At 74.8% G+C, this 7941-nt stretch carries 4 protein-coding genes; 1 reads left to right on the top strand and 3 read right to left on the bottom strand.

The features are described from left to right. Window positions 1-47: 47 nt before the first annotated feature. Together AB0G52_RS18375 and AB0G52_RS18370 are read right to left on the bottom strand one after the other, a co-directional pair. Entirely contained in the window at window positions 48-1673 is a 1626-nt protein-coding gene (locus AB0G52_RS18375) for a S53 family peptidase (protein WP_361337263.1), read from the bottom strand. 108 nt (window positions 1674-1781) lie between these two features. After that, entirely contained in the window at window positions 1782-4712 is a 2931-nt protein-coding gene (locus tag AB0G52_RS18370) for an AAA family ATPase (protein ID WP_361337262.1), read from the bottom strand. Between the two features lie 237 nt (window positions 4713-4949). On the opposite strand from AB0G52_RS18370, the gene AB0G52_RS18365 reads away from it, so the two are divergent. Then, window positions 4950-6263, top strand: a complete 1314-nt coding sequence (locus tag AB0G52_RS18365; RefSeq protein WP_132886627.1) for an alpha/beta hydrolase-fold protein — start codon at window positions 4950-4952, stop codon at window positions 6261-6263. Window positions 6264-6274: 11 nt separating this feature from the next. On the opposite strand, the gene AB0G52_RS18360 is transcribed toward AB0G52_RS18365, so the two are convergent. Continuing rightward, complete coding sequence (locus AB0G52_RS18360) at window positions 6275-7822, bottom strand: phospholipid carrier-dependent glycosyltransferase (protein WP_361337279.1); 1548 nt, start codon at window positions 7820-7822, stop codon at window positions 6275-6277. Window positions 7823-7941: the final 119 nt, after the last annotated feature.

Raw genomic sequence — 7941 nt, 5'->3', positions numbered from 1 at the left:
GGGCCGGGGTTGCCGTCCCGGTCCGCGCGGCGGTCGGTGGGCCGGGGTCAGCCGAGCAGCTTGGACGCCAGGGTGGCGGCGTTGTACGAGCCCCAGCCGGTGGTGAAGTCCCAGCCGGTGGCCGCCGAGTAGGCGCCGTTGCTGCCACTGGTGATGTCGTGGAAGCCGGTGCCGCTCGCCGCGTACAGGGCGGGGTTGGCGAAGCCGAGGCCGGCCTTGCCCGCGGCCGCCGCCTGCTGGTTGTAGAGGGCCGCGAACGCCGCCCACTCGGGGGCCGCCGCGCTGGTGCCGCCGACCGACGACCAGGAGCCCTGCGAGTAGATGGAGACGCCGGGGCTGGGGTTGGCGTGCGCCGAGACGTCCGGGACCTGGCGGAAGCCGCCGCCCGCGCTCTTCTGGACGGCCGTCTGCCAGCTGGGGATCTTGAAGACGGAGGACTTGCCGCCACCGCCGCCGGACCAGGCCACCTCCTTGCTGAAGGCGTTGGACGAGGTGACGGTCAGCTTGGTGCCGCCGACGCCCGTGACGTACGGGTCGCTGGCCGGGTAGTCGACGGAGGTGCCGCCGTCGCCCGCGTCGTCGGAGCCGTCGTCGCCGGAGGCCGCGTAGAAGCCGAGGCCCTCGGCGGCACCCGCCTTGAAGACCGCGTCCACCGCGTTGATGTTGGAGGTGGTGCGGGCGGACTCGGCGGCGCCCCAGCTGATCGACGTCGTCGGGATGCCGCTGTCGACGATGGCCTGGTACGTGTCGACCTCGCCGGCGTCGGAGTTCGGGCCCTCGAACACGGTGACGTTCGCCTTCGGGGCGATCGCGTGCAGCACCTCGATGTCCAGCTCCACCTCGACCTGGCCGTCACCGAGCGCGCCGGAGCCGCCGTCCACCTTGGACACCGTCGGAGTGGGCGAGCCCAGGCCGTAGTTGGTGTCGTACTTGGTGATGTTGGACTGCTGGAAGCCGTCGAACTCGAGCAGCGCGATCTTCTGGCCGCTGCCGGTGTACGTGCCCGAGACGTTGTAGCCGCCCTTGAGCTGGGCCGGGGTGTAGCCGCCGCCGGGGCCGTTGTGCGGGGAGACGGTGTGCCCGACGGCCTGGTGGTGCAGCTGGACCCGGTTGTTGAGGCCCGCCACGTCGCTGACGATGGCGGCCAGCGAGGACGGCAGGGTCGGCGCGCTGTCGTTGGCGTAGAAGGAGTGGCCCGACGTGGTGTCCTTCCACGTGGACAGCCGGGTGCCGAACGCCTTCTGCAGTTGGGCGGCGGTGCCGCTGGCGTCGACCAGCAGGTTGCCGGAGTGCACCTTGCCGACGGTGACGCCCTGCGCACGCAGGTAGTCCTTCAGCTGCTTCACCTCGGCGTCGGTCCGGCCGAAGCGGGCCGCGAACTGGCCCTTCGTCAGGTAGTGGCCGTAGGAGGCGGAGTGCGGGTCGCTGACCTTCGCGATGAAGGTGTCCAGTGCCGTGCCGCCTCTGGGGGTCAGGCTGATCGCCACGGATATCCGCTTGCCCGCGGCGACCGTGCCGGTGCGGGCGGCGTCCTGCTTGAGGCCGGGCAGGACGTCCCCGGCGACGGCGGCACGCGCCGTGTGCGGGGCGTTCGCCGCGTAGGCGGCGGGGACGACCGCAGTGACCAGGGCGGGCGCGGCGACCAGGCCGAGCAGCTTCAGACGAGACTTCACCGAAGTCCTCCGGTGGGTGGGGGGTGGGGAGTGTCCCGGGAACGGAACGGCTTCACCGTAGGAACTGCGGCCCCGCCCCCATAAGCGGGGGAACCCTTGCGTTGCGTGTTAAGCGCGGGTGTCGAGGGTGCGCGGGACGCGCGGGCGCGGTGACTGACCGGCCGTCACCGACGTTGCCGCGGTGCGGGGTCGGTCGTCGTCTGCGGTGTCGATCGCCGACGCGCCGGACGCGAGGACCGCGACCGCCATCGCATGGGCCAGTGCCGTGCGGGACCGCACCCCGAACTTGCGGTACACCCGCGACAGCGCCCCCTCCACCGTCTTGACGCTGATGAACAGCTCCGCGGCCACCTCCCTGTTGGTGGCCCCGCCGCCGACCAGTTCGGCGATCCTGGCCTCGGTGGGCGTCAGTTCGGGCCCGCCCGCCTCGCCGCCGCGCTCCCCGGCGTCCAGCCGGGCGAGCTCGTCCCCGGCCCGGACCGCGAGGGGCGCCGCGCCGATCCGGCCGGCCGTCTCCAGGGCCTCCGCCAGTGCCGCCCGCGCCGCGTTGCGGCGCCGGGCCCGGCGTTCGACCGCGCCGAGCGCGATCAGGGCCCGTACCAGCTCGACGGGGAGCGGGAGCCGGCGCACCAGGTCGACGGCGGCGTGCAGCCGTACCGCTCCCTCCTTGGCCCGGCCGAGGGCCGCCTCGCGCAGTCCCTCCGCCCGCTCCAGCGCCGCGAGTACGCTGCCGGGCGCGCCCTCGGCCGCCCGCGCCCGGGCGTCGCCGAGCACCTCCCCGGCCGCGTCGGTCTCCCCCAGGACGACCAGCGCCTCGGCCAGGTCGGCGTACCAGTGCAGCAGCGGCGGGTCGGCGGCGGACATGGCCTCGCCGAGTTCCCTGACCCGCTGCAACGCCTCGACGGCGGCCGCGGCCCCGCGCGGATCCCCGCCGAGCAGTTCGGCCTGCCCGAGCACCGCGAGCGCGCGCAGCAGGAACAGCCGGTCGCCGTCGGCCTCCGAGGCCCGCACCGCCCGCGCTGCCAGTCGCCGGGCCTCCTCGGCGGTGCCGCCGGCGGTCGCGGCGAGCGCCGCCGCGTACAGCGCCGGAGCCGCCTCGGCCATGACGCGCGCGCAGTGGGCCGCGGTGTGCAGGGCCTCCCGGCAGTGCCCGGCACGGACCTGGATCCGGGTCAGCGCCACCCGGGTCGCCAGCAGTTCCTCCGCCCCGGCCGACCCGCCGATCGCCGCCAGCAGCCGTACGACCTGGTCGCGGGCCTCGGTCACCCGGTCGGAGTCCAGGGCGAGGATCGCCCGCATCCGGACCAGGCGCCGGCTCTCCGGGCCGCCGTCGGCGCCGCCGGCCAGCGCGAGCGCCTCGCCCAGCGCGGCGTCGGCGGCGTCCGGCCGCCCGCCCAGGGACCGCACCCGGGCGAGGGTGGCCAGCGCCCCGACCGCGGTGTCCGTGTCGCCCGCCGCGGCCGCCTGCCGTGCGGCCCGCCGGGCGTGCCGGGCCGCCTGCGCCAACTCCCCGCACAGCAGCCCCCGCACGGCGGCCCAGTGATGCAGGGCGGCCTCGGCGCCGGGATCCCCGGCCGCGTCCCTCAGCCCCTCCTCGATCAGGTCCCCGGCGCCCTCCAGGGCCTGCCCGGCGCCGCGCAGCAGGACCAGGCGGGCCCGCACCCGCCGCACCGCGGAGTCCGACCGGGCCAGGACCGCCCCGGCGGCCTCCGCCGCCTCCTGGGTCAGTCCCGCGTCGCAGGCGTACTCGGCGGCGGCCAGCAGCCGTTCGGCGCGTTCCGCCGGGAGCCCGGCCGGGGTGCGGCGGACGGCGAGCGCGGCCAGGTCGTGGGCGGCGCCGGGATCGCCGTCCCGGCGGGCGGACCCGGCCGCGGCGATCAGGGTGCGGGCGGTGGCCTCGTCCTCGTACGGGTGGGCGAGCGCGAGGTGCCGCGCCCGCTCCACGGGCGCGGTCACCGTCCGGGCCAGCAGCGCGTGCGCCTGCCGGCGGCCGTGCTCGGGGACGTCCGCGTGCACGGCCGCCCGCAGCACGGGGTGGTGGAACCGTACGCCCCCGTCGGCGTCGGCCGTCGCGATGCCGAGCCGTTCGGCCCGCGCGAGGTCCGCGGCGGGGTCGGGGAGCCCGGCGGCGCGCAGCAGGGTGAGGGTGGGGCGGGCGGCGGCGCTCGCCACGAGCAGGGTGTGCCGCACCGGCCCGGGCAGCGAACGGGCCTCCGCGAGCAGGAGGTCGCGCAGTCGCGGCGGCACCGGCGGCGCCGCGGGGAAGCCGGCCGGCGTCCGGACGTGCCGCGCGGCCCGCCCCAACTCCAGCGCGTAGTAGGGGTTCCCGGCGGCCGTCTGCTGGACCGCCCGCAGCAGCGCCGGGGGCAGGTCGGCGTCGAGGTCGGCGCGCACGAGCCGCGCCGTCTCGCCGTCCGTCAGGGGCGGCACCGGAAGCTCGACGGTGCCGGCCGGGCAGCAGCGCAGCCGGCCGGGCTGGCCGCCGTCCGCCACCCGCTCGGTGGCGAGCATCCGTGGGCCGGGGCCCGGTCCGGTGCCGGCTCGGAGGTGGCGCATCGCGAAGGCGAGGACCTCGGCGGTCGGTTCGTCGAGCCACTGCAGGCCGTCGACGACCAGCAGGAGGGGGCCCGTCTCGGCCAGGGCGCGCAACACGTCGAGGACGGCGAGGCGGACCGCCAGCAGACCCCGGCCGTCGGCCGGTTCCCGGCCGCGCAGCAGGGCCGCCCGCAGCGCCGCCCGCGGCTCGGGCGGCAGGGCGTCCAGGCGGCGGTCCGGGACGGGCGCGAACAGGGCGACGAGTCCGGCGAAGGGGAGGCCCGTGTCGGGTGCGGCGGGGGCGCAGCGCAGCACGGCCGGGGTGGCCGCGAGCGCGTCGGGCCGTGCGTCCGCGTCCACGAGCGGGTCGAGGAGGGCGTCCACGAGGGCGTCCAGGAGGGCGGACTTGCCGATGCCCGCGGGGCCGTGCAGGAGCACCCCCGGGCGCGTCGCCGCCTGGGCCCGGGCGGCGTCGAGCAGCGCGCGGCGCCCGGTCAGAAGCATGTGTTCATGACAAACCTTGATGATCGGCTTGTCAATGACGGCGGTCACCCGCCGGACCCGGACCGCGGGCCTGGCCTCGGGTAAGACCCGGTGTGACCTGGGTAAGCGCCCGGGTGTGACATAAAGGAACAGGCAATGACTTTCTCCTGAATCCGTCGTTACGGAACGAGGAAGGCTCTCCGGCCCTCCTTCTGTGCGTAGGCAATGTGCACAGGCAGGGAAGTCAGGACTGACGACATGGGTTTGACCAGTCGAACGACCGTATACGCGATGGTGGCGCTCGCCGCCCTGTGCGTGGCGCTGCTGGTTTGGCTCTGGCCACGGTTCGCCAAACCGGGACTGTGGCAGGTGCTGGGCCGGCTGGTCGCGATCGGCGTCACACAGGTGACGATCGTCGCCGCGTTCGCATGCGCGGTGAACTCGTCGTACCAGTTCTTCGGATCCTGGAACGAGCTGTTCGGGAACGTCGACACCGCACCCGTCGGCGTGACCCAGGCGGCCGGCGGGAACGGCAACGGTACGGTGAACGGCATCAGCACCGTCCACGGCGGGGCGCTCGTCCAGCCCGCGGGCGACGAGCAGTTGCGCCGGGTCAGCGGGCTGCCGAACGGGCCGGCCGCGGCCGTCGGCCGGGTGGAGTCGGTCAAGGTCATCGGCCGGCGCACCGGCGTGGTCGACCCGGCCTTCGTCTACCTGCCGCCGCAGTACTTCCAGAAGGCGTACCACCGGATGCGCTTCCCGGTGATCGTCGCGCTCAGCGGGTACCCGGGCAGCATCTTCAACCTCGCCCAGCACCTGCGGGTCTCGCAGACCGCGGGCGAACTGCAGAGCAAGGGCCAGATGCAGCCGACGATCATGGTGATGATCCGGCCCACCGTCGCACCCCCGCGCGACACCGAGTGCGTGGACGTCCCGGGCGGCCCGCAGACCGAGACCTTCCTGGCCAAGGACCTGCCCGAGGCGATCAAATCCGCGTACCGGGCCGGCCACGACGCCAGCGCCTGGGGCGTCATGGGCTACTCCTCCGGCGGCAGTTGCGCGCTCCAGCTGACCATGCGCAACCCCGGCGTCTACACCACGGCCGCCGCCCTGTCGCCCGACTACCGGGTCAAGGACGACCCCACCACCGGCAACCTCTTCGGCAGCGGTCTCGGCCGCCAGGCCCGCGTCGACGGCCACGACCTGATGTGGCGCCTCAAGCACCTGCCCGTCCCGCAGGTCTCCGTCCTGGTCGCCAACAGCAAGCACGGCGAGAAGGGCTACCCGGAGACCCAGGCCTTCATCAAGGCCGTCAGGCCGCCCATGAAGGTCGTGTCGATACTCCCCGAGAACGGCAGCCACAACTTCCCCACCTGGGTGCGGGAGATGCCCGCCGCCCTGACGTGGATGAACGGCCAGCTGACCTTCCCGCAGGACGTCGTACCCCGCCACCTGCCCAAGAAGAAGGCCCCGGCCACGGGCACCCCCAGCCCCACCCCCAGCCCGAAGCCCGACAAGGCCTCCCTCCGGGCGGAGGGCACCGAACCCCGGCCCGCCACCACGCGCCGCTAGCGGTCCTCGGCTCAGATCCAGGTGTTCAGCCACATCCGGGACTGCCAGCCGGTGTACGGGATCGTCCGGCCGGTGTAGATCGGGAAGAAGTAGACGAAGTTCCAGGCGATCAGGACGACGAGGGCGCCCGCGGCCATCGCGCCGCGGATGCGCCGGTGGCGGCTCGCGTCCGGGGGACCCACCAGCGCGCCGGCCATCATCGCCACGGCCAGGCACAGGTACGGCACGAAGACGACGGCGTAGAAGGAGAAGACCGTACGGTCCTGGTAGAGGAACCAGGGGAGGTATCCCGCGGCCACCGCGCACAGGATCGCGCCGGCCCGCCAGTCGCGGCGCAGGGCCCAGCGGAACAGCAGGTAGCCCAGGGCGAGGCAGGCCGCCCACCACAGGGCCGGGGTGCCCAGGGCGAGGACGGTCCGGGTGCAGGCGGCCGCCGTGGTGCAGCCGTCCTGCCCGGGCTTCGGGGAGTCGTAGGCGAACAGCACCGGGCGGCCCATCACCAGCCAGCTCCACGGGTTCGACTGGTACTTGTGCGGCGTGTGCAGGTTCACGTTGAACTGGTAGACCAGGTACTCGTAGTGCCACAGGCTGCGCAGCGGGGCCGGTATCCACGACCAGGTGCCGCCGCGGCCGTCCGCCCAGTGGCGGCCCCAGCCGTCGTCGGACAGGAACCAGCCGGTCCAGCTCAGCAGGTAGGTCCCCAGCGCGGTCGGCACCAGGGAGAGGACCGAGGGTCCCAGGTCCCGGCGCAGCACGGCACGGTACGGGCGGCGGGCGCCGGCGACCCGGCGGGCGCCGACGTCCCACAGCACGGCCAGCGCCGTGAAGAAGACCAGGACGTACAGGCCGTTCCACTTGGTGGAGGCCGCGAGGCCGAGGAGGACACCGGCCGCGAGCCGCCACGGCCGCAGGCCCAGGGCGGTGCGGTCACCGGTGTCCGCGTCCGGGCGGACCCGGCCGTCCGCGTCGGCCGGCAGCGCCGCCGCCAGCCTGGCCCGGGTCCGGTCCCGGTCGAGCAGCAGGCAGCCGAACGCGGCCAGCGCGAAGAACATCACCATCAGGTCCAGCAGGGCGGTACGGCTCATGACCAGGTGCAGACCGTCCATCGCCAGCAGTGCGCCGGCCAGGCACCCCAGGAACGTGGAGCGGAACAGCCGCCGGCCGATCCGGCACAGCATCAGCACCGACAGGGTGCCGAGGAGCGCCGTCATGAAGCGCCAGCCGACGGGATCGAGACCGAACAGCCACTCGCCGACGGAGATCACCCACTTGCCGGTCGGCGGGTGCGCGACGAACGAACCGGTGTCGGAGAGCGGGATCACCTGGGGGTGCGCCAGGACCTGCGGGTCGGCGACCTTGCGGTCCGGCCAGGTGCCCTCGTAGCCGAGGTGCAGCAGCGCCCAGGCGTCCTTGGCGTAGTACGTCTCGTCGAAGACCAGGTCCCGCGGCTGTCCCAGGCGCCAAAAGCGCAGGACGCCGGCCAGGAGGGCGACGAGCAGCGGGCCCAGCCAACCCGTGGCGCGCGCGAGCCGGGCCGCCGGGGCCGGGCCGAGGCCCACGAGCCGCCAGAGGTGGGTGGCGGGCGCGGGGAACGGCGGGACGAGGCGTTCCCGGACGCCGGCGACCGGTGGCGCGGTGCCCCGGCCAGCGGGGTGACCGGGTCCCCGCAGCAGGTCCG

Source organism: Streptomyces sp. NPDC021562, assembly GCF_040640875.1.
In the GTDB taxonomy this organism is placed as follows: Bacteria; Actinomycetota; Actinomycetes; order Streptomycetales; family Streptomycetaceae; genus Streptomyces.
This window is presented reverse-complemented; position numbering and strand designations above follow the sequence as displayed.